Source organism: Actinomycetospora endophytica, assembly GCF_021026375.1.
Lineage (GTDB): Bacteria > Actinomycetota > Actinomycetes > Mycobacteriales > Pseudonocardiaceae > Actinomycetospora > Actinomycetospora endophytica.
This window is the reverse complement of sequence record NZ_JAJNDB010000001.1, coordinates 1,488,460-1,511,643: the sequence shown is the minus strand read 5'-3', so window position 1 is coordinate 1,511,643 and position 23,184 is coordinate 1,488,460. Positions and strand designations below refer to the sequence as shown.

At 74.4% G+C, this 23,184-nt stretch carries 22 protein-coding genes; 14 read left to right on the top strand and 8 right to left on the bottom strand.

The annotated features are described in order from the left end of the window. Nucleotides 1-16 precede the first annotated feature (16 nt). From LQ327_RS07350 to LQ327_RS07315, 8 genes are all read left to right on the top strand, one after another. A complete protein-coding gene (locus LQ327_RS07350; RefSeq protein ID WP_230730975.1) occupies nt 17-928 on the top strand; it encodes an SCO6745 family protein in 912 nt (303 codons plus the stop codon). Between the two features lie 29 nt (nt 929-957). Next, a complete protein-coding gene (locus LQ327_RS07345) occupies nt 958-1,815 on the top strand; it encodes an SCO6745 family protein (RefSeq protein ID WP_230730973.1) in 858 nt (285 codons plus the stop codon). Nucleotides 1,816-1,864: 49 nt separating this feature from the next. Then, nucleotides 1,865-2,836 (top strand): NADPH:quinone reductase, encoded by a 972-nt coding sequence (locus tag LQ327_RS07340; RefSeq protein ID WP_230730972.1) that lies wholly within the window; start codon nt 1,865-1,867, stop codon nt 2,834-2,836. 45 nt (nt 2,837-2,881) lie between these two features. After that, a complete protein-coding gene (locus tag LQ327_RS07335) occupies nt 2,882-3,418 on the top strand; it encodes a hypothetical protein (protein ID WP_230730970.1) in 537 nt (178 codons plus the stop codon). Between the two features lie 69 nt (nt 3,419-3,487). Continuing rightward, nucleotides 3,488-5,221 (top strand): GMC oxidoreductase, encoded by a 1,734-nt coding sequence (locus LQ327_RS07330; RefSeq protein ID WP_230730968.1) that lies wholly within the window; start codon nt 3,488-3,490, stop codon nt 5,219-5,221. 27 nt (nt 5,222-5,248) lie between these two features. Then, entirely contained in the window at nt 5,249-5,947 is a 699-nt protein-coding gene (pepE, locus tag LQ327_RS07325; RefSeq protein WP_230730966.1) for a dipeptidase PepE, read from the top strand. 46 nt (nt 5,948-5,993) lie between these two features. Continuing rightward, a complete protein-coding gene (locus tag LQ327_RS07320) occupies nt 5,994-8,945 on the top strand; it encodes an FAD-binding and (Fe-S)-binding domain-containing protein (protein WP_230730964.1) in 2,952 nt (983 codons plus the stop codon). Beyond that, the gene (locus LQ327_RS07315) at nt 8,938-9,264 is read left to right on the top strand and encodes a DUF5313 family protein (protein WP_230730962.1); all 327 of its coding nucleotides are present in this window, start codon (nt 8,938-8,940) and stop codon (nt 9,262-9,264) included. The genes LQ327_RS07320 and LQ327_RS07315 overlap by 8 nt, the downstream gene beginning before the upstream one ends. On the opposite strand, the gene LQ327_RS07310 is transcribed toward LQ327_RS07315, so the two are convergent. After that, nucleotides 9,252-9,863, bottom strand: a complete 612-nt coding sequence (locus LQ327_RS07310; protein WP_230730960.1) for a TetR family transcriptional regulator — start codon at nt 9,861-9,863, stop codon at nt 9,252-9,254. The two genes, LQ327_RS07315 and LQ327_RS07310, sit on opposite strands and share 13 nt — an antisense overlap. Nucleotides 9,864-9,927: 64 nt before the next feature. Between LQ327_RS07310 and LQ327_RS07305 the strand changes: the two genes are divergently transcribed. Then, nucleotides 9,928-11,361, top strand: a complete 1,434-nt coding sequence (locus tag LQ327_RS07305; RefSeq protein WP_230730958.1) for an FAD-dependent oxidoreductase — start codon at nt 9,928-9,930, stop codon at nt 11,359-11,361. Nucleotides 11,362-11,401: 40 nt separating this feature from the next. Here the strand turns inward: LQ327_RS07305 and LQ327_RS07300 are convergent, their stop codons facing one another. Then, nucleotides 11,402-12,922, bottom strand: a complete 1,521-nt coding sequence (locus LQ327_RS07300) for an alpha/beta hydrolase (protein WP_230730956.1) — start codon at nt 12,920-12,922, stop codon at nt 11,402-11,404. Between the two features lie 47 nt (nt 12,923-12,969). Then, on the bottom strand, nt 12,970-14,523 hold the full coding sequence (locus tag LQ327_RS07295) for an ArnT family glycosyltransferase (protein WP_230730954.1): 1,554 nt from the start codon (nt 14,521-14,523) through the stop codon (nt 12,970-12,972). A gap of 124 nt (nt 14,524-14,647) precedes the next feature. On the opposite strand from LQ327_RS07295, the gene LQ327_RS07290 reads away from it, so the two are divergent. The 3 genes from LQ327_RS07290 (at nt 14,648) to LQ327_RS07280 (ending at nt 16,617) form a co-directional block, all read left to right on the top strand. Continuing rightward, nucleotides 14,648-15,442, top strand: coding sequence for a BglII/BstYI family type II restriction endonuclease (locus LQ327_RS07290; protein ID WP_230730951.1), 795 nt, complete (start codon nt 14,648-14,650; stop codon nt 15,440-15,442). Between the two features lie 71 nt (nt 15,443-15,513). Continuing rightward, nucleotides 15,514-16,323 (top strand): MT-A70 family methyltransferase, encoded by an 810-nt coding sequence (locus LQ327_RS07285; protein ID WP_230730949.1) that lies wholly within the window; start codon nt 15,514-15,516, stop codon nt 16,321-16,323. Between the two features lie 66 nt (nt 16,324-16,389). Further along, nucleotides 16,390-16,617, top strand: coding sequence for a helix-turn-helix domain-containing protein (locus LQ327_RS07280; protein WP_230730947.1), 228 nt, complete (start codon nt 16,390-16,392; stop codon nt 16,615-16,617). Between the two features lie 10 nt (nt 16,618-16,627). Here LQ327_RS07280 and LQ327_RS07275 read toward each other — a convergent pair whose 3' ends face one another. Genes LQ327_RS07275 through map form a run of 3 tightly spaced genes read right to left on the bottom strand, consistent with a single transcriptional unit; the run spans nt 16,628 to nt 18,821 of the window. Beyond that, nucleotides 16,628-17,149, bottom strand: coding sequence for an ester cyclase (locus tag LQ327_RS07275; protein ID WP_230730945.1), 522 nt, complete (start codon nt 17,147-17,149; stop codon nt 16,628-16,630). Between the two features lie 11 nt (nt 17,150-17,160). Beyond that, a complete protein-coding gene (locus LQ327_RS07270; RefSeq protein ID WP_230730943.1) occupies nt 17,161-18,054 on the bottom strand; it encodes an MBL fold metallo-hydrolase in 894 nt (297 codons plus the stop codon). After that, entirely contained in the window at nt 18,051-18,821 is a 771-nt protein-coding gene (gene map, locus LQ327_RS07265) for a type I methionyl aminopeptidase (RefSeq protein WP_230730941.1), read from the bottom strand. Before map ends, LQ327_RS07270 begins: the two co-directional genes overlap by 4 nt. 209 nt (nt 18,822-19,030) lie before the next feature. Between map and budC the strand changes: the two genes are divergently transcribed. Next, on the top strand, nt 19,031-19,801 hold the full coding sequence (gene budC / locus LQ327_RS07260; RefSeq protein WP_230730932.1) for a meso-2,3-butanediol dehydrogenase: 771 nt from the start codon (nt 19,031-19,033) through the stop codon (nt 19,799-19,801). Nucleotides 19,802-19,871: 70 nt separating this feature from the next. Here budC and LQ327_RS07255 read toward each other — a convergent pair whose 3' ends face one another. Beyond that, nucleotides 19,872-21,326 (bottom strand): flavin-containing monooxygenase, encoded by a 1,455-nt coding sequence (locus tag LQ327_RS07255; protein ID WP_230730930.1) that lies wholly within the window; start codon nt 21,324-21,326, stop codon nt 19,872-19,874. Between the two features lie 65 nt (nt 21,327-21,391). Here LQ327_RS07255 and LQ327_RS07250 point away from each other — a divergent pair, with 65 nt between their 5' ends. Further along, nucleotides 21,392-21,775: a thiol-disulfide oxidoreductase DCC family protein gene (locus LQ327_RS07250; RefSeq protein ID WP_230730928.1), complete on the top strand. Its 384-nt coding sequence runs from the start codon at nt 21,392-21,394 to the stop codon at nt 21,773-21,775. 92 nt (nt 21,776-21,867) lie between these two features. Here the strand turns inward: LQ327_RS07250 and LQ327_RS07245 are convergent, their stop codons facing one another. Then, nucleotides 21,868-23,178 (bottom strand): amidase, encoded by a 1,311-nt coding sequence (locus LQ327_RS07245; RefSeq protein WP_230730926.1) that lies wholly within the window; start codon nt 23,176-23,178, stop codon nt 21,868-21,870. Nucleotides 23,179-23,184 lie beyond the last annotated feature (6 nt).

Below are 23,184 nucleotides of genomic sequence, written 5' to 3'. Positions count from 1 at the left end.
GGACACAATTCCTCACGTGGATTTCGCCGAGGCCCGCGAGACGTTCTTCCAGCCCCGTACCGGCGTGGCCGCGGCCGCTCCCGAGACCCCCGCGCTGCGGCTGCGCCACGTGCTCGAGCCGCTGGCGATGGTCAGCGTCTGGGGTGCGCCGGCGCACCAGCACCTGACGAAGGCCGGGCTGGACTTCCTCACCGGCTACGTCGGCGGCCGGGCGTGCGTGCTCGGCGACCCGTCCCCCGGCGTCGTCGCCGCCACCTTCGCGGTGTTCGAGCCGGGACTGGCGGGCGAGCTCTGGCGAGGGGCCCGCGCCGCGTGCAGCGTCGAGGACCTGCTCGGGGTCCGCGAGCTCGGCGGCGGCGAGAGCCTGCGCGCGGCGCTGGAGGGGATCGAGGTCGCCGAGATCGGGCGGGTGACCCGCTCGCTGCGCGGGGCCCTCGACGCGGCCGGCCCCGCCGACCTCGCCGGGCGTCCGCTCTACGCCGGGCTGCGCGACCTGCCGTGGCCCACCGACCCGCACGCCGCGCTCTGGCACGTCGCCACGCTCTACCGCGAGCACCGCGGCGACGCCCACCTCGGCGCGTGCACCGCGGCCGGCATCGACGGGCTCGAGGCGAACATCCTGACGGAGCTGCGGATCGGGTTCGACCTGTACGAGTACACCGGCACCCGGGGCTGGTCGCCGGAGGCCATGGACGCGGCCGTGGCGCGGCTCGCGGCCCGCGGGTGGATCGCCGACGGTGGCCTCACCCCGGGCGGACGCGCGGCCCGCGAGGGGATCGAGGTGGCCACCGACCTCGCCCAGCAGCGCGTCCTCGACGCGCTCGGCGACGAGCTCGACGAGCTGCTGGTGACCCTCGGACGGTGGGCGGACCGGGTGGTCGACGCCGGGTGGTTCCCGCCGGACCCGTACAAGCGCGCCGCGGGGTGAGCGGCGCGGACGCCGGGTACCGAGCCCGGGTGAGCGACGAACCGACCCCGGCGCGGCGGCTGCGCGACGCCATCGAGCCGATCGCGATGGTGCACGTCCACTCCGAGGAGGCCCGCGAGCAGTACGCGGCGCTCGGCCTGGCCCGCTTCGCGGGCTACGTCCTCGGCCGGGCCGGCACGCTCGGCCTGCCTCCCACCCCGCTGGTGGTGGCGAGCTTCGGGGTGTTCGAGCCCGAGATGCTCTCCGGGATCTACGAGAGCGCGCTGACCACCGCCACCGTCCCCGACGTGCTCGCCGCCAAGCAGGCCGGCGCGGTCCGCTGCCTGCACCGGGTCCTGGGCGAGCCAGGCCGCGACGTCGAGGAGGTCGTCACCGTCCTGCGCGGCGGCCTGGACCGGGCTCCGCTGCTCGGCAAACCGCTGTTCGCCGGACTCTCGGCGCTCGACTGGCCCGGCGACGCCTGGGGCCGGCTCTGGCACGCGGCGAACCTGCTGCGGGAGTTCCGCGGCGACGCCCACCTCGCCGCGCTGCTCGGGGCGGGGATCGGGCCGATCGAGGCGAACCTGCTGACCGAGGCCCACGTCGGGATCACCACCCGCGACTACACCCGCACCCGGTCCTGGGCCGAGGCCGACATCCAGGCGGCCCTCGACGACCTGCTCGATCGGCGACTCCTGGTGTCCCGGGACGGCGGCGCCGTCCTCACCGAACGCGGTGCCCAGCTGCGCCACGACATCGAGGACGTGACGGAGGCGGCGCTCGACCCGGTGCTCGAGGGGATGCAGCACGGCCTGGACCGCGTCGTCGAGCGCTGCACGGGGTGGTCACGCGCGCTGCGCGACGCCGGCGCGTTCCCGGACGACGACCGGAAACTGCGTGCGGGCTGATCGTGTCGGGAAGGGTGCGACAACGCCGTCACCGGGGAATCCTGGGGACATGAAGGCTGCCGTCTACCGGAAGACCGGACCCGCCGCGGACGTCCTCGCCGTCGAGGAGATCGAGGCCCCCGACCCGGGGCCCGGCCAGGTCCGCGTGCGCATCACCCGGTCCGCGATCAACCCGACCGACTGGAAGACGCGGGCCGGGCTCACCGGCCGGGATCCGGAGGACTTCCAGGTCCCGCACCAGGACGGCGCCGGGGTGATCGACGCGGTCGGCCCGGACGTGACCGACCGCGAGACGGGCCAGTCGGTCTGGCTGCACCTCGCCGCGTTCGGCAACCAGTTCGGCACCGCGGCCGAGTACTGCGTCCTGCCCGCCGAGCGCGCCGTCCCGCTGCCCGACGGGGCCTCCGAGGACCTCGGCGCCTGCCTCGGCGTCCCCGCCGTGACCGCGGCGCACTGCCTGCGGGCCGACCCCGAGGCGCTCGACGGCGCGACGGTGCTCGTCGCGGGCGGGGCGGGCGCGGTCGGGCACTACGCGATCGAGCTCGCCAAGTACGCGGGCGCGCGCGTGATCACGACGGTGAGCTCCGAGGAGAAGGGCGAGCTCGCGCGGGCGGCGGGCGCCGACTTCGTCGTGAACTACCGCGAGGCCGGCGCGATCGAGCGGGTCCGCGGGTACGCGGAGCGCGTCGACCGGATCGTCGAGGTCGCGCTCGGGGCGAACCTCGACCTGGACCTCGCCGTCGCCGGGGCGGGCACCGAGATCGCGGTGTACGCCAACGAGCCCAACGATCCGGTGCTGCCGGTGCGCCGATTCATGACCAGCAACGCCACCCTGCGGTTCGTCCTGCTCTACGGCGTACGCCCCACCGACCTGGCGGCGGACGTCGCCTGGGTCCGCGGTGCGGTCGCGGCCGGGGCCCTCACTCCGCTGCCGGCGTCGACCTTCGGACTCGACGACGTCGTCGCCGCTCAGGAGGCGGTGGAGAACGGCGCTGTCGGGAAGGTCATGCTGGTCCCCTGAGTCCCGAGTACCTCGGAGCTCACCACCACCCCTGGGAGGCAGCCTGTGACCAGCCGTTCCGCCCGTTTCGAGATTCTCTCCGACGTGATGCTCGCGTGGACCCCGGCGGAGAACCCCGAGGACGACGGCGCCTGGGTCCGCTCACCGGCGGCACGCTGGGACATCGACGGCGACTGGACGGGCAAGCGCGCGTCCTGGCAGCTCGCCGTCTCCCACTCCCGGGAGAAGCGCGTCGGGCCGGGGACCGTCGGCTGGATCCACGAGTGGGACGGCCGTGGCCGGATCGCCGCCGTGATGATCTTCGACAGCAACCCGTACAGCCGCACCGAGTCGGCGACCGAGGTCAGCTGGTACGCCGACGGCGTCATCGGGGTCATCCCGCCCGAGGACCGGGTCTCCGCCGAGACGATCATGGCCCACCCCGACTGGAAGCCGAGCGCTCCCTACGTCGGCGTCCGCGGGCGGCAGTTCAAGGACGGGGCGCCGGTGTCGCCGGCCAACGCGGCGGTGCTGCGCGGACTCCTCGACGCCGAGACCGCGCGGTGGGTCGCGCGCGAGGCGAAGGACACCGCCGCGCGCTGAGCGTCAGTGTGGCTGACACGTTGTACGTGTGACCTTCCGTTACAGCTACCGGCGGGTTAGCGTGCGTCGGTGCAGTCGCCCCACTACGACGTCCTCGTCATCGGCTCCGGGTTCGGCGGCAGCGTCTCGGCGCTGCGCCTGACCGAGAAGGGCTACCGGGTCGGGGTGCTCGAGGCCGGGCGACGCTTCACCCCGGAGACGCTGCCCTCGACGTCGTGGGACGTCCGGAACTTCCTGTGGGCGCCCGCCCTCGGGTGCTACGGCATCCAGCGCATCCACGTGCTGCGCGACGTCGTGGTCCTCGCCGGGGCGGGCGTGGGCGGCGGTTCGCTGAACTACGCGAACACGCTCTACCAGCCCTCGTCGCCCGCGTTCTACCGCGACCCGCAGTGGGCCTCGATCACCGACTGGCGCGCCGAGCTGGACCCGTTCTACGACCAGGCGCAGCGGATGCTCGGCGTGGTCACCCAGCCCAGCGTGACGCCGTCGGACGAGGTCATGCGACGGGTCGCGCGGGAGTGGGGCCGGGAGGACACCGTGACGCCGACGCAGGTCGGCGTGTACTTCGGCGACGGCCCGGGCGTCACGGTGCCCGACCCGTTCTTCGGCGGCGCGGGCCCCGACCGCACGGGGTGCATCGAGTGCGGCGAGTGCATGACCGGCTGCCGCCACGGCGCGAAGAACACCCTCGACCGCAACTACCTCGGGCTCGCCGAGCGCGCCGGCGCCGTCGTCCACCCGGAGACGACGGTGCTCTCCGTACGGCCGCGGTCCGGAGGCGGCTACGAGGTGACGACGAGACCGACGCGGCGCTCCCGTCGTCGTCGTGAGGTCTTCACCGCCGACGAGGTGATCTTCTCCGCCGGGACCTGGGGCACCCAGACGCTGCTGCACCGGCTGCGCGACGCCGGGACGCTCCCGCGGATCTCGGAACGGCTCGGTCACCTGACCCGCACGAACTCCGAGGCCCTCGTCGGGGCCATGGCGCGACGGGCACCCGAGCGCGGCGGGCCGCGGGACTTCTCGCGCGGGGTGGCGATCACCTCGTCCTGGCACCCGGACGCCGACACGCACATCGAGCCGTGCCGCTACGGGCACGGGTCGAACGCGATGGGCCTGCTCACCACGCTCATGACCGACGGCGGCGGGAAGGTGCCGCGGCTGGTGAAGCTGCTCGGGGCGATGGTGCGGCACCCGCGGACACTGGCCCGGTCGCTGGACAAGCGGCGGTGGTCGGAGCGGACGGTGATCGCGCTGGTCATGCAGTCGCTGGACAACTCGATCACGGTGCGCCGCCGGTTCGGCCGGCTCGTCTCCCGGCAGGGGCACGGGACGCCGAACCCGACGTGGATCCCGGCCGCCAACGCCACGACGCGGCGGATGGCCGAGCTCATCGACGGCGACCCGGGCGGTACCTGGGGCGAGGCGGTCGACGTGCCCATGACGGCGCACTTCATCGGCGGCTGCGCGATCGGGGCCTCCGCGGAGACCGGCGTGATCGACGGCTACCAGCGGCTGTACGGGCATCCCGGGCTGCACGTGGTCGACGGGTCGGCGCTCTCGGCCAACCTCGGTGTGAACCCGTCCCTGACGATCACCGCGCAGGCCGAGCGGGCGATGGCGTTCTGGCCGAACAAGGGGGAGGCCGACCCGCGCCCGCCGCTGGGGTCGGCGTACGAGCGGCTCACGCCGGTGGCACCCGTCGCTCCGGTGGTGCCGGCCGACGCGCCGGGCGCGCTGCGGACGGTGCCGCTCGGCACGCCCGCGGTGCCGCCGCGACCGGAGCCGGCCGCCGGACCCTGACCCGAGCCGCATGCCACGCTGCGACGCGTGCCCGGTGACGTCCTGCTGCTGTCCAACTCACGCCCACCCGGCGGCGCCGCGCCGTTCGCGCACGCCCGGGAGATCCTCGCGAGCCATCTCGGCGGCCGACCGGTGTGGTTCGTGCCCTATGCCCGCGCCGACCACGACGACTACGTCGCCTGGGTCAGCCGGGCCCTCGGTCAGGACATCGACCTCCGACCGCTGCACCGCGAACCCGACCCGGCCGCCACGATCGCCGACGCACGAGCCGTGTTCGTCGGCGGCGGCAACACCTTCCGGCTGCTCCACGACGTCCGCCGGCTCGGGATCCTCGACGGCCTGCGCGCGAACCCGGACTGCCGCTACACCGGGAGCTCGGCCGGCACGAACCTGGCCTGCCCGACCATGCGGACCACCAACGACATGCCGATCGTCGACCCCGGCGGGTTCGACGCCCTCGCGCGCGTCCCCTTCCAGGTCAACCCGCACTACCTCGACCCGGACCCGACCAGCACCCACCAGGGCGAGACCCGCGAGGAACGGATCGTCGAGTTCCACGAGATGAACCCCGAGCCCGTCGTCGGACTCCGGGAGGGGGCCTGGCTGCACCGGACCGACGACACGCTGCGCCTCGGCGGCAACACCGCCCGGCTGTTCCGCCGCGACGAGACGCCCGTCGAGCTCGCCGTCGGGGACGACCTCTCGTGGCTGCTGACGCCGTCGTGACTCACACGGTGCTGCACGCCGCATGATCGCCAAGCAGGATGGGCCCATGACGACCGCCCCGAGCCGCCCGAGCACCGCGACCTCCCTGCTGGCCGAGGAGCTCGCGGGAGCCGTGCGCGGCGCGGTCCGGTTCGACACGGCGAGCCGGGCCATGTGGTCGGCCGACTCGTCGAACTACCGCCACGTCCCGATCGGGGTGGTGCAGCCGGTCGACGCCGACGACGTCGAGCGGGCGGTCGAGATCACCCGCCGCCACGGCGTCCCGCTGCTCCCGCTCGGCGCCCGCACCAGCATCTGCGGACAGTCGATCAACGAGGCCGTCGTCGTCGACTTCCACCGCCACATGCACCGGGTGCTCGAGGTCGACCCGGACGCCCGCACCGCCCGGGTCCAGCCCGGCACCGTGCTCGACGACCTGCGCGACGCCGGGCGTCCGCACGGCCTGACCTTCGGCCCGGACCCGTCGACCCACAACCGCTGCACGCTCGGCGGGATGATCGGCAACAACGCCTGCGGATCGCACTCGGTGGCGTGGGGCAAGACCGTCGACAACGTGCACGAGCTCGACGTCCTGCTCGCCGACGGCACCCGTATGACCGTCGGCGGGGAGATGGACGACGCCGCGATCGAGGCCGCGGCGAAGCGCCCCGGCACCGAGGGCCGCGTCTACCGCGACCTCAGGGCGCTGCGCGACCGGACCGCCGACCTCGTCCGCACCGACACCCCCGACCTCACCCGCCGCGTCTCCGGCTACAACGTCGACCAGCTCCTGCCCGAGCACGGGTTCGACCTGGCCAGGGCGCTGGTCGGCACCGAGGGCACCTGCGCGACGATCCTGGGCGCGACGGTCCGGCTGGTCGAGTCGCCGCCCGCGCGAGCGCTGGCCGTGCTGGGCTTCGCCGACGCCTACACCGCGGCCGACCACGTCGTGCCGATCCGCGAGCACTCGCCGCTGACGATCGAGGGCATGGACGTCGGCGTCATCGGCGCCCTGCGAGCCGCGCGCCCCGACGACCGGACCCACGAGCAGCTGCCCCGCGGCACCGGCTGGCTCTACGTCGAGACCGGCGGTGCCGACCGCGGGGAGGCCGAGGCGAAGGCCGAGGCGATCGCGAAGGAGCTGGCCGGGGCCACCGTCGACCACAAGGTCGTCAGCGACCCGACGGCGATGCGCGGGCTCTGGAAGATCCGCGAGGACGGGGCGGGCATCGTCACGCGCGGTCCCGGCGGCGTCGAGGCGTGGCCGGGCTGGGAGGACGCCGCGGTCCAGCCGGCGCAGTTCGGCAACTACCTGCGCGAGTTCGACGCGTTGCTCTCCAAGCACGGCCGCTCGGGGGCCTACTACGGCCACTTCGGGGACGGCTGCCTGCACGTCCGGATCGACTTCGACCTGCTCACGACGGCGGGTCTGCGCAACTTCCGGGGGTTCCTCGAGGACGCCGCCGACCTCGCCGTCGCCCACGGTGGATCGCTGTCCGGTGAGCACGGCGACGGCCAGGCCCGAGCCGAGCTGCTCTCGCGGATGTACTCGCCGCGGATGATCGAGACCTTCGCCGACTTCAAGGCGGCGTGGGACCCCGAGGGCCGGATGAACCCGCACCGCGTGGTCGACCCGCCGCGCATCGACGACGACGTCCGGGTCTTCCTCGGCCAGCCCACGATCCCGACCCGCACCCAGCTCGACCTCACCCACGACGGCCACCCGGAGACCGGCTTCGGCTCCGCGATGCGCCGCTGCATCGGGGTGGCCAAGTGCGTCACCGCGCAGGGCGGCGTGATGTGCCCGAGCTACCGGGTGACCGGCGAGGAGAAGCACTCCACGCGCGGCCGCGCCCGGCTGCTGTTCGAGATGGCGTCCGGACAGCTGGTGCCCGACGGCTGGCAGTCGCAGGAGGTGCACGACGCCCTCGACCTGTGCCTGAGCTGCAAGGGCTGCTCGCGCGACTGCCCGGTCGGCGTCGACATGGCCACCTACAAGACCGAGTTCCTCGCGCAGCACTACGCGGGGAGCCGGGCGAAGAACCGGCCGCGGTCGCACTGGTCGATGGGCTGGCTGCCGGCGTGGCTGCGGATCGCCGGGTCGATCCCGGGCGCGCCGCGGCTCGCGAACGCGCTCGCGAACCGTCCCGCGCTCGCCGGGTTCGCCAAGAAGGCGGGCGGGATCGCGCCGCAGCGCTCGATCCCGCCGCTGGCGGCCAAGCCGCTGCGCCGGCTGCTGGGGAAGACCGACCACGCCGCCCGACCCGACGTCGGGAAGCGGATCCTGCTCTGGCCGGACACCTTCACCGAGGCGTTCGATCCGGAGCTCGCGCTCGACGCCATCGCGGTGCTCGAGGCGCTGGGCTACCGGGTGGAGCTGCCCGACGGGGCCGTCTGCTGCGGGCTGACCTGGGTCACCACCGGGCAGGTCGGCGCCGCCCGGAAGATCATCGCGCGGAGCCTCGAGCGGATCCGGCCGTGGCTCGAGGACGGCGTGCCCGTCGTCGGGCTGGAGCCCTCGTGCACCGCGGCGCTGCGAGGCGACTCGCTCAAGGTGCTCGGCCGGGAGCACGAGCTGGCGCAGACCGCGTCCGCGTCGATCCGGACGTTCGCCGAGGTGCTGGCCGAGCACACCGACGAGCTGGCCGGGCTCGCCGACGGCTCCGAGCGCTCCGCCCTGGTCCAGATCCACTGCCACCAGTACGCCGAGCTGGGCACCGACGCGGACCGTGCGGTGCTCTCGGCGCTGGGCGTGCAGGCCGACGTGCTCGACGAGGGCTGCTGCGGACTGGCGGGCAACTTCGGCTTCGAGGACGGGCACTACGAGGTGTCGACGGCGTGCGCGGAGCGCGGACTCATGCCCGCGGTCCGGGCGGCGTCGGGCGAGACGACGGTGCTCGCGGACGGCTACTCGTGCCGCACCCAGATCCGCCAGCTCGAGAACGGCGGCCACGAGCCCACCCATCTCGCGAGCCTCGCGGCGCAGGCGCTGGGCCTGCGTCCGGGACCGCGTGGCTAGGACCCCCCGACCGGGCGTGCTGCGGTGGCTCGCCTACGCGTTCGGGGCCCGGCTGCCGGTGCGGTACGGCGACTGGGTGCTGCACGACCTCACGGCGCGGACCTGGTTCCTGCGCCAGCTCTCGCGCACCGCCGTGCAGTGCGTGCCCGCCGCCCTGCTCGCGCTCCTGCCGGGGCCGGGCTGGCTGCGGGTCGCGCTGCCGTGCTTCGTGCTGTTCTCGGCCCTGTTCATGGCCGCGATCTTCTCGCCGATGATCCGGGAAAAGCGGCTCTACCAGCACGGATTCCTGCCCGAGCTGGTGCTGGGTCATGGCGACTGAGCCCGGGCACGGACCGGCTCGTCGGCCAGCGGGATCCCCGCGCCGAGCCGCCCGAGCATGGCGTCCAGCTCGTCCACGTAGCTCGCGGCCCGGCCGGCCTCGACCCGGGCGCGCGCCGCGTGCCGGGCGCCGAGCACGATCCCGCTGAAGAGCAGGACCTCGGGGTCGGCGGGATCCCGACCCGTCGCCGGCCCGACCATCCCGGCGACCTGCTCCACCGCGAACGCGTTGCGCTCGCGCAGGATCGCCGCGATCTGGGGCACCGAGCGGGCCAGCTCCATACGGACCTCCTCGAGCGCGCGGGCCTCGTCGTCGAGCGATCCGAAGGACTCCCGCAGCACCGTCCGCACCGCCGCCAGCAGCGGGGTGCCGTCCGGCAGGCCGTGCATCACGCGTTCCATCACCGGGTCGACGTCGTCGAACAGGACGACGTCCTCCTTGGTCGGGAAGTACCGGAAGAACGTGCTGCGACTGACCTCGGCAGCGGCCGCGATGTCGTCGACCGTCGTCTCGGCGTACCCGTGGTCGCGGAAGAGCCGGAGCGCATGACGCTGCAGCTCGGCGCGTGTGCGCTCCTTCTTCCGCTCCCGTAGCCCCATGGCTGCGATTATGGCACGGAAATTCTTTTGACACTAAGTCTCAGTTGCGTTGTAGTCTCACCCCATGGATGACGTGCTGGTGGTGGGAGCGGGTCCGACGGGGCTCACGGCGGCGATCGAGCTCGCACGGCGGGGAGTGCGGGTCCGGGTGCTCGACGCCGCGGACGGGCCGCACCGCGGGTCGCGGGGCAAGGGCATGCAGCCGCGGACGCTCGAGCTGCTCGACGCGATGGGAGTGGCCGACCGCCTGGTCTCGCTCGGCGCGTTCGAGCTGGCGATCCGGCGGCACGGGGCGGACGGGACCGCGGAGGACGTCGTCCTGAACCGCGCCGAGCCCGACCCGACGACCCCGTGGGCCCGCTCGCTCATCATCCCGCAGTGGCGCACCGAGCAGGTGCTGCGCGAGCGGCTCGCCGAGGAGGGCGTGGAGATCGAGTACGGCCGCCACGTCACGGGCCTCGAGCAGGACGACGACGGGGTGAGGGTCGCGCTGGAGGACGGCGGGACGGTGGCCGCGTCGTGGGTGGTGGGTGCCGACGGCGGGTCGAGCACCGTGCGACGCGAGCTCGGGATCGGCTTCCTCGGCGAGACGCACGAGGAGGTCCGCCTGCTGCTCGGCGACGTGGAGCTCGACGGACTCGACCGGGACCACTGGCACATGTGGTCCGAGCCCGGGCCGCTGGTCGGGAGCGGCGCGATGTACTTCGCGCTCTGCCCGCTGCCGGCCACGCCGACCTGGCAGGTACAGATCGCGCACTCGGACCCGTCGGTGCGCTCGTCCGAGCCGGTACTGCGGGAACTGATCGACGCGCTCGCCCCGCGCATCCGTGTACGCCGCGTGGAGACCTGCGGGGACTGGCGGCTCAACGTCCGCATGGTCGACGACTACCGCGTGGGCCGGGTGTTGCTCGCCGGGGACGCGGCGCACGTCCACTCGCCCGCGGGTGGGCAGGGGATGAACACCGGGATCAGCGACGCGGTCAACCTGGGCTGGAAGCTCGCCGCGGTGGCCGCCGGCCGGGCCGAGGAGTCGCTGCTCGACACCTACACCGCCGAGCGGCTCCCGGTCGCGGCGGGCGTGCTGGGCCTCTCGGGGCAGTTGACCCGACGGCAGTTCTGGCATCGGACGCCGGAGCAGGTCCGCGACACGGCGGGGTTCGCCACGAACTACCGGGGTGGTCCGCTGGCCGTCGCGGACGACGACGGGCCCGGTCCGCGGCCCGGCGACCGTGCGCCGGACGCGCCGCTGGTCGTCGACGGGGCGGCCACCGATCTGTTCGCGGAACGACGCGCGGCCGACTGGACGGTGCTGGCGTTCGGCGGGCCGGCTCCCGCTCCGGAGCTGCCCGGGACGGTGCAGGTGCTCGACGCCGACGCGATCGCCGCGGACGGGGTGCTGCGCGAGGCGTACGGGGCGAGCGACGGCGACGTCATCGTCATCCGGCCCGACGGCTTCGTGTGGTCCCGGTGCGCTGCCGCGCTCGTGAGCACAAATTGACGCCAGGGCATCAATTTGTGCTCACGGGCGCGGAGCGCACCTACGAGAACGCCACCGCTCCGGGGTCGGGCGGGCACACGGTGCCGTCAGCAGGAGGCCTCGTCGGGTCGACCAGGTAGGCGGCCGCGGCGTCCTGGGCGCACCGGCTCGGGAGATCGAGTGTGGTGTGCCCGAACCCGTCGACGGTCAGGAGCCGCGCCGACGAGAGCTCCGCGGCCGTGGCGCGGGCGTTCGCGAGCGGGGTGTCCGGGTCCTCGCGGGCGTTGATCACGAGCGCCGGGGCCCGCAGCGGCGCGTTCCAGGGGCCCAGGTAGCGGTCGGGGTCGATCGCGGGCCAGTCGACGCACGCCGCGGTGTTCAGTGCGGTGGGCACCCCGAACAGCGGGTGGGCGGCCTGCTCGCCGGGCAGCAGCGCGGTGATCTGCGCCGCGCTCGGCGTCACGACGTCGGTGCACTGGATCGCGAGGAAGGCCGTGGAGTGCCCGGGGGCGCCGGCGGTCCGGTCGGGCACCACCGGACCGGGCGCGACGCCGGCCGGGGCGAGGGCGGCCACGCCGCGCGCCAGCGAGCCGAGCCGCCCGCCGGACTCCAACGCCGTCGAGACCCGGTCGGCGAGCGCCGCGGACCCGCCGGTGCGGGTCGAGGCGGCGACGGCGGCGTCGAACCGGGCGTGGGGATCGGCGCCCGGAGGGGCGGCGAGCGCGCACCGTCCCGGCCCGGCGGCGGAGCAGGCGCCGAGGAACGCCTGCACCGAGGCGTCGCGCGCCGCCGCCACCCCGGCCCGCACGTCGACCGGCCGGCCCGGGTCACCGCTCCCGGCGTTGGCGGCGAGGTCGAGGGTGCCGTCGACGACGAGGGCCCGGGTGTGGTCTGCGAAGAGGTTCGCGTAGGTCCCGGCGAGCACGGTGCCGTAGGAGTAGCCGTAGACGCTGATCTCCGGGTCGCCGAGGGACTGCCGGATCAGGTCGAGGTCGCGGGCGGCGTTCGCCGTGGACAGGTGGCGCAGCAGCTCACCGGACGCGGCCGCACACGCCTGCCCGGCCGCGCGGGCCGCCGTCCAGAACCCGGCCGGGTCGGCGAGCGGGGACCCGGCGGGCAGCACCGGCTGCCCGTCGAACGGTCCGCAGCGCACCGGGCTGGACTGCCCGACCCCGCGCGGGTCCACCGCGAGCACGTCCATCCGCGCCCGCACGCCGTCGAACCGGGACGCGAGCCGGCGCAGGCTCGACGTGCCGGGGGTGCCGGGGCCGCCGTAGTTGACCGCGAGGGTGCCGATCCGGTGGGCCGGGTCCAGCGCGGGGAGGCGGACCATCCCGAGCGGGATCGTCGGCCCCGTCGGGTTCCGGTAGTCCAGGGGCACGGGCACCGTCGCGCACTGGAACGCGCCACCGCACGGTCGCCAGTCGATCCGCGGGACGGCGGCGCCGTTCGTCCCGAGCCGGACCGACGGTGCCGGACCGGCGGCCCCGTCGGGCGCACCCGACGACGACCCCGCGGGCGCGGCGCACCCCGCCAGCAGCAGCAGGAGCGCCAGCAGGAGGTGGCTTCGCCGTGTGAGCACTATTCCGTGTCATAGCACGGAAAAGTGCTCACATGCGCGCAGCGCACCTACGCGAGGTTCCGCAACGACGGCCACGCCTGCGCCCACGGCTCCCGCGGCGTGCACAGGGCCATCTGGACGTCGTCGTTGACCGGGGCGAAGTCGGCCCCGGCGACGGTCGGGAGCGGGACGAGCCGCGAGCAGAAGCGCGGTGCCCACTTCACCTCGCCGACCAGCAGCGCATCCTCGGAACCGGGCGGGACGTCGAAGTAGCCGAAGCCGCGGTGGGTCGAGTAGATCGGCGAGGGCAGCCCACGGGCCGGGCCCTCGTGCTCGAGCGCCGCCGCGTACCAGTACGAGTAGGCCATGACGACGGTGTGCTCGCGCTGCGGCGGCGGCAGCGCCTGCCAGGTCTGCGCGACCCCCGTCGTGAAGTCCGCCCAACCGACCTGGCCCATCGTCTCGAACTCGGTCGGCGCCCGCCACGACGACGGACCCACCGGCAGCACCCAGGCCATCGCCAGCACCGCGCCCACCACGACGGCGGCCGGCCGCAGCGTCCAGCGCCACCACCGGTGCCAGGGCCGGGCGGTCAGCGTGCCCGCCGCCACGGCACCGGCCGCGAGCACGAGCGCGTAGAGCCCCGACAGGTAGTACGGCCGCCCGCCCGCCGCGAGCAGCGCCAGGGTGACGAAGGCGCAGGCGATCCCCAGGCTGCGCCACGGACGCAGGCGCTCGCTGCGCAGCAGCGCCCAGAGCCCGATCACGACGAGCACCGCCCCGGGCAGCACCCCGGCGTAGTAGAGCGCGAACGGCAGGAACTCCCACCGGTTCCCGAACAGCGACGACTCGCCCGCGACCACGGAGCCCATCCGCAGCTGCGGCCACCCGTGCTGGGCCTGCCACACCAGCGTCGGCACCGTGGAGGCCGCGGCGATCGCGAGCCCGATCCACAGCATCGGGCGGCGCAGCAGCCGTCGCGGGCCGGCGACCCACACCCCGATCGCGATGCCCACGAGCAGCACCGGGATGAGGATCTTGTCGAAGAGCGCGACCGCGATCACGACGCCGAGCCCGAGGAGGAGCCGGTCCCGGGTCGCCGCCCCGCGGGAGTCGGGACGGTTCTCGAGCCGCAGCCACCGGACCAGCAGCAGCAGCGCGACCGACCAGCAGAACGGGTCGACGGTCGACGTCGCGAGCAGGTGGCCGGTGGCGAGCAGGTAGGGGCTGGCCGCGGTCCCGACGGCGGCCAGCAGCTGGGCCCGCCGTCCGCCCCCGAGCTCGGCGGCGATCACCGCGGCGACGACGACCCCAGCCGCGGAGAGCAGCGTCGACGGCAGCCGCAGGACCACGAGGTTCCCGGGCGCGAGGTGCTGCAGCGCGGCCGCGAGGAGCGGCAGCATCGGCGGCTGGTCGGCGTACCCGGCGGCGGGCCGGGACCCGGCCGAGATGAAGTAGTACTCGTCGCCGAAGTAGCCGTAGCGCGCCGAGAGGACGCCCAGGACGAGCCCCAGCGCGGCCGCGACGCCGAGCACCGGCCACCACGCGACGGCGGGTCGGTCGGGAGGCGGGGGCGGCGGGGCGAGCCGCGGCAGGCCGTGAGCCGGCGTCGTGGTGGTCATCGGCCCCCCGGGTTCTCTCGTCGCACGCGCCCGGGTTCCGCGCGCGGGCGTCGTGTCCAGGAAACCGCACCACTCCCCGTGAGGTCTGCGGGGGTGCGGACCCGGTTTGGGAGACTGCCCGACGATGGAGCTCACCGACAGCTGGTCGCGCGCGGGCGGCGCGGACCCCGCCGCCGTCCCGCTGGCGCGGCTGGCGGCGCTGGGCGAGCGGTACGAGCTCCGGGAGACCCGCAACGCGGCCGCCGTCCTGGCGGCGACCGCTCCCGAGGAGTTCGCCGAGCTGTGCGCGGTGCTCGACGACTTCGTGCTGGGCACCGCGGACCTCATCGAGGCGGGCGGGAACGAGTCCCGGCTGGCGCACCGGCTCAACGACGACTTCCGGGGGCGGGGCTGGCGGGAGGGCCGCGTGGACACGGTGGTCCGCTCGGTGCTCCAGGTGCAGCCGTGGGCACCCGCCGGGGAGCGCGACGTCGTCGAACGGTGCAACGAGGTGCGCAACGAGGGCTACAAGGTCGACAACGTGAAGGGCCGGGTCGCGCTCGACGTCGAGTGGAACGCCAAGGACGGCAACCTCGACCGGGACATCGGCGCCTACCGCAGCCTCTACGACGCCGGGCTCATCGACGGCGCCGTGCTGCTCACCAGGACCCACGACGACGTGCGTGAGCTCGCCCGACGCCTCTCGCGGGACGCGGGGCACTCCGACGAGCAGATCCGCAGCCGGTTCTCGACGTCGACCACCACGCACCTGGGCAAGCTCGAGTCCCGGATGACCCGGGGGGACGCCGGCGGGTGCCCGTTGCTCGCCGTCGCCGTCACCGCCCGGTGCTGGGGTCTCGACGACGGGGAGGCGGCGCCGGTCGCGCGGGTCGGCACGGTCGCGGCCGAGCAGCCGGTGCTCGACGGGTGGTCCGGGTGAGCGCCGCCGACGGGACGCCGCGGGCGGCTGCCGCCCCGGGGCTGTCGGACCCCCCGGCTACGGTCGCTCCCGTGACCACCGCCGCTGCCGACCCGAGTGCCGCCGATCCGAGTGCCGCCGATCCGAGCCGCGGGCCGGCCACGCGGCGGCCCCGGCGGGTGCCCCGGGCCGACCCGCTGCGCGTCGACGTCACCCCGCTGGAGTCGACCCCGCTGCCGCACACCGCGGGCGGGTGGTCATGTGTGTACGCGGACCCGCCCTGGCGGTTCTCCAACCGCACCGGGAAGGTCGCGCCGGAGCACCGTCGGCTGGACCGGTACGACACGATGACCGCCCCGGAGATCGCGGCGCTGCCCGTGGCCGACGTGGTGGCGGACAACGCCCACCTCTACCTCTGGGTGCCGAACGCGCTGCTGCCCGAGGGCCTCGCGGTGATGCAGGGCTGGGGGTTCCGCTACGTCTCGAACCTGGTGTGGGCCAAGCGCCGCAAGGACGGCGGCCCGGACGGGCGGGGCGTGGGCTTCTACTTCCGCAACGTCACCGAGCTGATCCTCTTCGGGGTGCGCGGGTCGATGCGCACGCTCGACCCGGCGCGCCGCCAGGTCAACATGATCGAGACCGTGAAGCGGGAGCACTCCCGCAAGCCGGACGAGGCCTACGAGCTCATCGAGGCGTGCTCCCCCGGTCCGTACCTCGAGATGTTCGCGCGCTACCCCCGCGAGGGCTGGTCGGCGTGGGGAGCGGAGTCGGAGGCCGACGTGACGCCGCGCGGACGGCAGTATCCCGCCTACCGCGGCGGTGTGGGGCACGAACCGGGCACGCATAGTCACCCCGATGCTGGGGAGAGTGACCACGCAGCGTCGTTTCGACGCGAGATCTGACCGCTGGACCGCCAAGTAACCCCAGGTGGTGGCGCTCAACGACCACTCGCGGTGAGAATGTGCGCCATGGCGAAGACCCCCGACCTGGCGCGCAACCAGCGGGTGACCGGTCCCGAGCGCGAGAAGCTCTCCAGCGAGCTGCTCAAGCGGTACCAGCGGGGCCAGAGCATCCGCGAGATCTGTTCCGAGACCGGCTACAGCATCGGCCGCGTCCGTCGACTCCTCGTCGACGCCGGCGTGGAGTTCCGTGGCCGAGGCGGAACCCACGGACGGGTCCGCAAGAAAGCCGACTGACCCGGGGCCGTCAGTGGCGCAGGCGGGTGAGCAGGCCTGCGCCACGCCGCAGGGCCACGTCCAGGCGGCTCCCTTCGCCGGGTGCCAGTCCGAGCTGCCGAGCGACCTGGACCTGGTCGAAGATCACGAAGTTCGCGACGACGACGCCGTCGCGCACCGTCGCGTGGTCGACGCCGTCGAGATCGATCCGCGCTCCGCTCGGCGCGACGCCCGCGAGGTCGGCGCCGGTGTGGGTGCCCGTCAGGGTCCAGCGCACGAACACGGTGTCGTCCTGCTCGGCCATCGCCTGCATCGTCATCGTCAGGTCGGGCAGGGCGGCGAGCACGCCGTCCCAGAACCCGAGGATGTCCTCGACGCCGCGGTAGGTCCCGATCGGCAGGCGGGTCCGGGACCCGGCCGAGAGGACGTCCCGCAGCGGGGCGGCGTGGTGGGTGTTGAGCACGTCGAACACCCAGCGCACGACCTGGCCCGGCGAGGCGTGCGCCCCGGGCGGTGTCGGCGCGGGCGGACCGGCGGACACGCGGGGCGGCATGGTCGCCGACCCTAGTCGGGGTCCAGCAGGATCGAGAACTGACCGAAGACCGCCTCGCGGACCTCGACGTCGTCGCAGTCGCACTGGACCCGGAACGCCACCGACCGGTCGCCGGACAGGACCCGATCGAACGCCTCGGCGACGTCGGCGAGGTGGCGCGGCTCGGCGACCCCGCGTCCGAAGTGGCCCATGGCGACGAGCGAGACGTCGCCGGCCATCCCGGCCAGCCGCGCCGTCGACCGGGCGAAGTCCTCGAGGTCCGACTCCGGCGCCTGGGCGTAGATCGGGCCGGAGTTCACGGTGTCCCCGGCGAACAGCAGGCCGCCGCGGTCGTCGAGCAGGCAGATCGAGTCCGGGCTGTGGCCGGGCGTGTGGATCACCGTGAGGGAGCGCCCGCCGAGATCGATCACGTCGCCGTCGCGCAGCGCCCGCGGCACCGGACCGGCGGGCGGACCGGGCCGCACCCAGGCCTCGGCGTCGAACCCGTCCGGGAGGGGGCGCGGGTCGGAGTCGGCGCCGAGCAGGTGGAAGAAGCGCTGGTCGAGGTCGCGGTAGGTGGCGGCGGCGGCGAGCAGACCGCGCGTGTGGGCGAGGTAGCCGGCCCGCTCGGCCGGCGGCGCGCCGGCCGCCAGCGGCGCGATCCCGCGCTCGTGGACCGCGACGTCGTCGAACTCGGCGTTGCCGCCGACGTGGTCGAAGTGGTGGTGGGTGTTGACCGCGTCGACGGGCAGGCCCGCCGTGGCCTCGGCGAGCGGCCGGACCGGCGCGATCCCCAGCCCGGTGTCGACGAGGACGGCCCGGTCGCGGCCGGCGACGAGCCAGCCGTTCACGTGCGACGGTTCCGCCACCAGCCACGCGCCGGGGGAGACCGGGCGGACGTGGAACCAGCCCGGGGCCGCCGTCATGCCTCGGTGAGGATGCGCGGCCCGTCCGGGGTGATCGCGATGGTGTGCTCGGCGTGGGCGGCGCGGCTGCCGTCGGCGGTGCGCAGCGTCCAGCCGTCGGGGTCGTGGCGGTAGTCGTCGCCCCCGCCGGCGTGCAGCATCGGCTCGATCGCGATGACGAGCCCGGTCTGGAGGCGCAGGCCCTTGCCGGGGCGGCCCTCGTTGGGGACGTGCGGCTGCTCGTGCATCGCGCGCCCGACGCCGTGGCCGCCGTGGTCGGCGAGCATCCCGTACCCGGCGGGGCGGGCGACCCCGGCCACGGCCGCGCCGATGTCGCCGAGGTTGTTGCCCGGCTGGGCGGCCGCGATCCCGGCGTACAGGGCGCGCTCGGTGGTCTCGATCAGCGCGAGGTCGGCCGGGTCGGCGTCGCCGGTGACGTAGCTGATCGCGGCGTCGCCGCACCACCCGTCGACGAAGGCCCCGATGTCGACGCTGACCAGGTCGCCGTCGGCGAGCCGGTAGGAGCCGGGGATCGCGTGGACGACGGCGTCGTTGACACTCGCGCAGATCACCCCCGGATAGGGCGAGGGCGCGAAGTGCGGGTGGTAGTCGAGGAAGGCCGGCGTGGCGTCGTGATCACGCATCACGTCGTGTGCCACGGTGTCGAGCTCCTTGAGGGAGACCCCGGGCGCGCTGGCGGCGCGGACGGCCTCGAGGCAGCGCGCGACGACGCGGCCCGCCTCCCGCAGCACGTCGATCTCTGCGGGGGTCTTCAGCTCGATGGTCACGCGGCGCCTCACCGTCGCGACAGTAGTCGCCGGGCCGGGCGGCTTCGAGTCGCCGTGACGACCTCGAATGACATCGATGTAGTTCTTCCACACTGTGGACAGCACCTGTGGACAACTCCCGGCTCGCCTGTGATCGGATCGTCCCGTGGCACCCCGCCGGCCCGGGTATCCGCGCAGGTCCTCCTGCCCCGATCACCGAGGAGTACCTCGTGTCCACAGGCCGCTTCAGCGGGAAGGTCGTCATCGTGACCGGCGGCGGCTCCGGGATCGGTGCCGCCGCGGCCCACCGCTTCGCCGCGGACGGGGCGACCGTCGTCGTCACCGGCCGCTCGCCCGACAAGCTCGACAAGACCGTCGCCGACGCGCCCGCCGGCTCCACCGTCGTCGCCCAGCGGGCCGACAGCGCCGACGAGCAGGCGATCACCCACCTCGTCGACGAGGTCGCCCGCGAGCACGGGCGGCTCGACACGCTCGTCAACAACGCGGCGATCGCGGAGCCGGGCACGGTCACCGAGCTCGACTCCGAGCGCTGGGCCCAGGTCATGGCGATCGACGTGAACGGCGTCTTCTTCGCCTCGAAGGCCGCCCTTCCCCACCTGACGGCGACCCGCGGCAGCATCGTCAACGTCGGGTCGGTCTCCGGCCTGGGCGGCGACTGGGGGATGGCCGCCTACAACGCCGCGAAGGGTGCGGTGGTGAACCTGACCAACGCGATGGCCCTCGACCACGGCGGCGACGGCGTGCGCGTCAACGCCGTCCACCCCAGCCTCACGGTGACCGACATGAGCGCGGGCATCCGGGAGGACGAGGACACCGTCGCGAAGTTCCGCGACCGCATCCCGATGGGCCGCCCGGCCGAGCCGGCCGAGGTCGGCGACGTGATCGCGTTCCTGGCGAGCGACGACGCCCGGTTCGTCAGCGGCGCGCACCTGCCCGTCGACGGCGGTCTCGGCGCCTCGAACGGCCAGCCGCGGATGTAGGTGGCCTCCGGCCATGTGAGCACTAATTGACGCTCTGGCATCAATTAGTGCTCACAGGCGCGGAGCGCACCTACAGGAACTCGTACTCCGACGGGTCCAGCCGCTGCGTCGCCTTCTCGTACTCGACCATGTAGCCGGGCCAGTTGGTGATGATGCGGCCGGACTCGTCGCGGTACCAGGAGTCGCACGCCAGCCACGCCGTGCCGCGGAACCGCTCCTGGACCTCGCGGTCGTACTCCGCCTCGACGTCGGCACGCACGTCCACCGCCGCGGCGCCGCGCTTGTCGGCCTCCTCGAGCGCCGTCCGCAGGTACCGCGCCTGCGCCTCGAGGTAGACGATGATCGAGCCGCCCGAGGTGTTGGTGTTCGGGCCGTAGAGCACGAACAGCGACGGGAACCCGGGAACCGTCATCCCCAGGTGCGCGTGCGGCCCGTCGGCCCACGCGTCGCGCAGCGAGGTCCCGCCGCGCCCGACGATCTCCATCGGGAACATGAACTGGGTCGTCCGGAACCCGGTGCCCCAGATGATCGTGTCGACGCGGTGCAGGGCGCCGTCCGCGGTCCGCACGCCGTCGGACTCGATCCGCTCGACGGAGTCGGTGACGACGTCGACGTTGTCGCGCTGCAGGGCGGGCAGCCAGTAGGAGCTGAACAGCACCCGCTTGCAGCCGAACGTGTAGTCCGGCCACACCTTGCGGCGCACCTCGGGGTCGCGCAGCTGCCGGCGCATGAACCACTTGGACCGGAACGAGAGCAGCCACCCGAAGCTCCGCGGCGTCCGGATGGCCAGGGTCAGCGACTCGAGGTAGACGTTCTTGAGTCCCCAGCGACGGATCCGCTGGAGGTAGGGCACCTTCATCAGGGCCCGCACCGCCCGCGGGTAGAGCACGTTCGCGCGCGGCAGGAACCAGTTCCCGGTGCGCTGGAACACCGAGAGCCGCCCGACGACGGGTGCGATCTCCGGCACGAACTGCACCGCGCTCGCCCCGGTGCCGATGACGGCGACCCGGCGCCCGGTGAGGTCGTGGTCGTGGTCCCACTCCGCCGAGTGGAACGTGTGCCCGCCGAAGTCCTCACGGCCGGGGATGTTCGGGATCGAGGGCTGGGCCAGCTGCCCGGTGGCGACGACGACGGCGTCGGCGGTCCAGGTCCGCGCCTGCCCGTCGGTCTCCGCCTCGACCAACCAGTGCTTGGCGTCGTCGTCCCACCGGCACTCGCCGACCCGCGTGTTCGGCACGACCAGGTCGGCGACGCCGTACTCGGTCGCGACGGTGCGCAGGTACTCGAGGATCTCCGACTGCGGCGAACACAGCCGTGACCAGGTCCGGCGCTGCGCGTACGAGTACGAGTACAGGTGGCTGGGCACGTCGCAGGCGGCTCCCGGGTAGGAGTTCGCCAGCCACGTCCCGCCGATGCCCGAGGACGCGTCGAGGATCGTGACGTCGGTGTAGCCGTGCGCCCGCAGCTCGATCGCTGCCCCGATACCGCCGAACCCGGCGCCGATGATCACCACGCGTCTACCCAAGGTCGCGCTCCGCTCCGCTCCGTCGTGAGGTGGTCCGGACGGGAACCTAACGGCACCCTGGAGTCGTGGCTGACCGAGTACTCGTATTCGACGGCGACTGCGGGTTCTGCACCCGCAGCGTCGGGTGGGTCCGCGCGATGGATCGGCGGGGGCGGATCGAGGTCCGCCCGTACCAGGAGCCGGGCGTGCCCGAGTCGATCGGGACGGACGCGGCCACCTGTGCGGACGCGGTGCAGTGGCGGGGGCCCGACGGTGCACGGCTGGCCGGGGCGGCGGCCGTGAACGCCGTGCTCGACACCGTGACCGGCACCGGGATCCCCTCGGGGCTCTACCGCGTGACGGCCGCCCTGCAGGAGCGCGTCTACCGCTGGGTCGCCGACCATCGCGGGCGGTTCCCGGGGATGACGCCGTACTGCGAGTCGCACCCCGGGAGCTGCCGGAGCTCGTGAGGACGGCCCACCCCCAGCGTCAGCGATGGTCCGTTGCTGACGTCTCGTGGCAGCAACGGACCATCGCTGACATCAGGCGGGGGCCGGAATGATCACCGCATCGCCGACATCACCCGGCCGGCCACCGACATCAGCAGCGCGTCCCGGTCCCGCGCCGCCACCAGCTGGACCGCCCGCGGCAGCCCCGCCCCGGTGTCGACAGGCAGCGTGACGGCCGGCTGGCCGGTGTGGTTGAACAGCGGGGTGTGCGCGTAGAAGCGGCCCATCGAGGTCAGCGTCGTCACCCCGCCGACCCGGGTGCCGTGCGCGGGCCCGCCCCAGCGGTCGACCCGGGGCGCCGGGCCGCGCATCGTCGGGGTGAGCAGCACGTCCACCCCGAGCTCGTCGAGCACCCGGGCACCCCACCGCCGCCCGTGCGCGACCGCAGCCCGGACCGCACCCGCCGGGATGACCGCCCCGGCCCGCGCGAGGTCCCGGATGCGGGGCTCGAGCAGCTCCGGGTGGTCCGCCCCGGCCGCCGTGTCGTGCAGGCCGGCGAGGATCCGGGTGGTGACGGCGATCGCGGCGGCCTGGGCGCGATCGCCGCGGATCCGCACCGGGCGGACCCGGTGCCCGAGATCGGTCAGCCGGTCGGCGACGAGGCGCACCGCGCCCGCGACGTGCGGGTCGAGCGCGAGCGGCGGGGCCAGCGGGAGCGGGTCGACGGTGACGCCCACCCGCAGCAGGCCGGGGTCGGAGTCCAGCGCGCGCCGCAGCGGCTCGGGGAACGACCCGATCGCGTCGAGGTAGTCCGCGGCGAGCCCGAGGTCCCGGGTCAGGCAGCCCTGGGTCGCCAGGCCGTGCCACCCGCCGCTCGAGGGCATCGTCCCCTGCGTCGGCTTGAACCCGGGCAGCCCGCAGCAGGCCGCCGGGATGCGGATGGAGCCGGCCCCGTCGCTCGCCGTCGCGATGGGCACCACCCCCGCGGCGACCGCCGCCGCCGACCCGCCCGAGGACCCACCGGGCGTGCGGCCGAGCGCGGGCGGGTTGCGGGTGATCCCGTAGCGGGCCGAATCCGTGACGCCGAACGCCGCGAGCTCGGGCAGCGCGGTCCGGCCGACCGGCACGAGCCCGACCCGGTGCAGCGCGGCGACGAGGGCCCCGTCGGTGGCCGCGGGCCGGGTGAACGCCCGGCTGCCGAGCGCCGTCACGTGGCCCGCGGCGTCGACGTCGTCCTTCACCGCGATCGGGGTCCCGAGCAGCGGCGACTCCTCCCCCGCCGCACGCCGGCGGTCGGCCTCGCGGGCCGCGGCGAGCGCGCCGTCGTCGTCGATCTCGACGAACGCCCGCAGCGTCGGCGCGACCTCGTGCGCCCGGGCCAGGGCCGCCCGGGTCCGGTCCTGTGACGACGCGCGCTGCTCCACAGCGGC

Coding starts and splice junctions, on each gene's coding strand:
- LQ327_RS07340 (WP_230730972.1), top strand. CDS start 1,865: ATGAAGGCTGCCGTCTACCGGAAGACCGGACCCGCCGCGGACGTCCTC.
- LQ327_RS07320 (WP_230730964.1), top strand. CDS start 5,994: ATGACGACCGCCCCGAGCCGCCCGAGCACCGCGACCTCCCTGCTGGCC.
- LQ327_RS07310 (WP_230730960.1), bottom strand. CDS start 9,863: ATGGGGCTACGGGAGCGGAAGAAGGAGCGCACACGCGCCGAGCTGCAG.
- LQ327_RS07305 (WP_230730958.1), top strand. CDS start 9,928: ATGGATGACGTGCTGGTGGTGGGAGCGGGTCCGACGGGGCTCACGGCG.
- LQ327_RS07295 (WP_230730954.1), bottom strand. CDS start 14,523: ATGACCACCACGACGCCGGCTCACGGCCTGCCGCGGCTCGCCCCGCCG.
- LQ327_RS07290 (WP_230730951.1), top strand. CDS start 14,648: ATGGAGCTCACCGACAGCTGGTCGCGCGCGGGCGGCGCGGACCCCGCC.
- LQ327_RS07280 (WP_230730947.1), top strand. CDS start 16,390: ATGGCGAAGACCCCCGACCTGGCGCGCAACCAGCGGGTGACCGGTCCC.
- LQ327_RS07275 (WP_230730945.1), bottom strand. CDS start 17,149: ATGCCGCCCCGCGTGTCCGCCGGTCCGCCCGCGCCGACACCGCCCGGG.
- LQ327_RS07270 (WP_230730943.1), bottom strand. CDS start 18,054: ATGACGGCGGCCCCGGGCTGGTTCCACGTCCGCCCGGTCTCCCCCGGC.